2 rRNA genes are annotated in these 3217 nt (G+C 52.5%); both read left to right on the top strand.

The features are described 5' to 3' along the window. The first annotated feature begins 111 nt into the window (after positions 1-111). Positions 112-3018 (top strand): 23S ribosomal RNA (locus ASJ81_RS10395). A 73-nt stretch (positions 3019-3091) separates the two neighbouring features. Continuing rightward, positions 3092-3213 (top strand): 5S ribosomal RNA (gene rrf, locus ASJ81_RS10390). The last annotated feature ends 4 nt before the right edge of the window (positions 3214-3217 follow it).

Genomic DNA, 3217 nt, shown 5'->3' with positions numbered 1-3217 from the left:
ATGCACCCGGGAAGTAAATTTCCGGGGAAGGACGGATTGCCTGTGTTGACACGCAGGTACATGAAGTCATGTATAGGTGCTGTATACTGGACGCTTACTGGACCTGGTTAGGATACACAGGAATTATGCTATCAGGTGGATGGCTCGGCTCAAGAGCTGATGAAGGACGTGCCAAGCTGCGATAAGCCCGGGGTAGGTGCAAGGAGCCTATGAACCCGGGATCTCCGAATGGGACCTCTCCATAGTGATCAGTAATGATCGGGAACGCTCCGAATTGAAACATCTTAGTAGGAGCAGGAAAAGAAATCAAACGAGATACCGTTAGTAACGGCGAGTGAAAACGGCACAGTTCAAACCGAATCCCTTCACAGGGAAATGTGGTGTTGTAGGGCTGTTCAAACGTCTGGCGGCTAAACAGAACTTGCCTGAAACGGCAGACCATAGAGTGTGACAGTCACGTATGTGTAAACCAATAGACCGGAACATGTCCCTGAGTACCGTGCGTTGGATATCGTGCGGGAATCCGGGGGGCACCAACCTCCAAAACTAAATACTACTTGAGACCGATAGCGAAATAGTAGGGTGACCGAACGCTGAAAAGTACCCCGAGAAGGGAGGTGCAAAGTGCCTGAAACCTGATAGTGATGGAACGATATGGCATTAAAGGAACTCTGATATGAAGGAAACATTCGCGAGAATGCTGTACGAATATCACTGCCAGTGTCGTATCTTACGTTTTGAAGAACGGGCCAGGGAGTTTATCTTGGTGGCAATGGCTAACCTTATATTTGGGCAGCCGAAGCGAAAGCAACATGTGCGCAGCCTTCGGGCGAGGCACGACGTATACAAGTGCGTGGAGTCACCGGGGTAAGACCCGAAGCCGGGTGATCTAGGCGTGGGCAGGTTGAAGCGTGGCGAAAGCTACGTGGAGGACCGTAAACGGTATTGATCTGCAAATCATTCGTGTGACCTGCGTCTCGTAGTGAAATGCTAATCTAACCCGGCATCCGCTGGTTCCTTCCGAAACATGTCGTAGCATGACCTGACTGGAGATCGTCGGTGGAGTAGAGCACTGATTAGCGGTTCCGGGGGGGAAACCCCTCGCCCGCCTGTCAAACTCCAAACCCACCGTCATCGTAGAAAGTCGGAGTCCGGACTGCTGGGGTAAGCTTGTAGTCCGTAAGGGAGACAACCCAGCCCGTGGTTAAGGTCCCCAAGTGTCGACTAAGTGTAAACACTAAAGGGCGTCCCAAGCCCAAGACAGCTGGAAGGTTAGCTTAGAAGCAGCTACCCTTCAAAGAGTGCGTAACAGCTCACCAGTCGAGGTTTGGGGCCCCGAAAATTGACGGGGCTCAAGTCGACTACCGATACCACGGAGTACCGTAAGGTAATCTCGTAGGAAGGCGTTGTGTTCGGACTGAAGCAGGGCTGTGAAGTCCTGTGGACCGTTCACAAACGAAAATCCTGGTAATAGTAGCAGCAAAGCAGGGTGAGAATCCCTGCCGCCGAAGGGGCCAGGTTTCCTCGGCAATGTTCGTCAGCCGAGGGTTAGTCGGTCCTAAGACGTACCGTAACTCGAGTACGCCGAAAGGGAAACAGGTTAATATTCCTGTACCATTTAGCAATCAGTCTGACGTCTCCGGGCAGGCCGAGCGGCGCCGTCGCGCCGTCTAAGCAGCGAATCCCGTGGAGAGCCGTAATGGCGAGAATCGGGCGAATCTGTAATGGCTAAAGTCGGCTGCACCCAGGGACCCGTGAAAAGGCTGCTAAATGTCCGTACCGAGAACTGACACAGGTGCCCCTAGCTGAAAAGGCTAAGGCGTGTCGGAGTAATTCAGTTAAGGGAATTCGGCAAATTAGCTCCGTAACTTCGGGATAAGGAGTGCCTGCTGTGAAGACAGCAGGTCGCAGTGACCAGGGGGCTCTAACTGTCTAATACCAACATAGGAGATTGCAAACCCGTAAGGGCTAGTACAATCTCTGAATCCTGCTCAGTGCAGGTACCTGAAACCCCGGCTCAACGGGAAGAAGGGCCTGTAAACAGCGGGGGTAACTATGACCCTCTTAAGGTAGCGTAGTACCTTGTCGCTTAATTGGCGACTTGCATGAATGGATCAATGAGAGCCCCACTGTCCCTAACTGGAATCCGGTGAAGCTTACATTCTAGTGCACAGTCTAGAGACCTCTAGGGGGAAGTGAAGACCCCGTGGAGCTTTACTGCAGCCTGTCGCTGGGTTGTGGTTCTGGATGTACAGAGTAGGTAGGAGGCATCGAAGCGGGTGCGCCAGCATCCGTGGAGCCGCAATTGGGACACTACCCTTCTGGGACTACGACCCTAACTCTGCGAAGAGGACCCCGATAGGTGGGCAGTTTGCCTGGGGCGGGACGCCCTTGAAAAGATATCAAGGGCGCGCAATGGTTGACTCAAGTGGGTCGGAAACTCACTGAAGAGTGCAAGAGCATAAGTCAGCCTGACGTTATTCAGCATAGCAGTGGATGACGAGACGAAAGTCGGTTCTAGCGAACTTTTGAGCCTCCTTGGTGGGGGCCAAAAATGACAGAAAAGTTACCCCGGGGATAATTGAGTCGTTGCCGGCAAGAGTACATATCGACCCGGCAGCTTGCTACCTCGATGTCGGTTCTTTCCATCCTGGCCGTGCAGCAGCGGCCAAGGGTGAGGTTGTTCGCCTATTAAAGGAGATCGTGAGCTGGGTTTAGACCGTCGTGAGACAGGTCGGTTACTATCTACTAGAGGTGTTTGAGGTCTGCGGGTAAGCTGCTTTTAGTACGAGAGGAACCAAGCAGCGGCGCCCCTGGTGTACCGGTTGTCTGACAAGGCATCGCCGGGCAGCTACGCGCTTCGGAATAAGAGCTGAATGCATCTAAGCTCGAAATCTTTCCTAAAAAGAGACCTCATTAAGGATTCCGGTAAAAGACCGGTTTGATAGAAACGGGATGTAAGCACCAAGGCAACGAGGTGTTCAGTCCGCGTTCACTAATTATCCGTTCCTTTCCTAATCAAGTCCAGGCGAAATCCAGTAATGCAGCACTATACATGACTTTCATTTTCCAATCCTTCTTATATGTTGAGTCTGGCGGCCATAGCGGCAGTGCAACTCCTGTACCCATCCCGAACACAGTAGATAAGCCTGCCCGCGTTCCTTACTGTACTGAAGTGTGCGAGCCTTCGGGAACTCTGGATCGCTGCCATGCTCAC

It is taken from the genome of Methanosarcina spelaei, assembly GCF_002287235.1.
GTDB lineage: Archaea > Halobacteriota > Methanosarcinia > Methanosarcinales > Methanosarcinaceae > Methanosarcina > Methanosarcina spelaei.
This window is presented reverse-complemented; position numbering and strand designations above follow the sequence as displayed.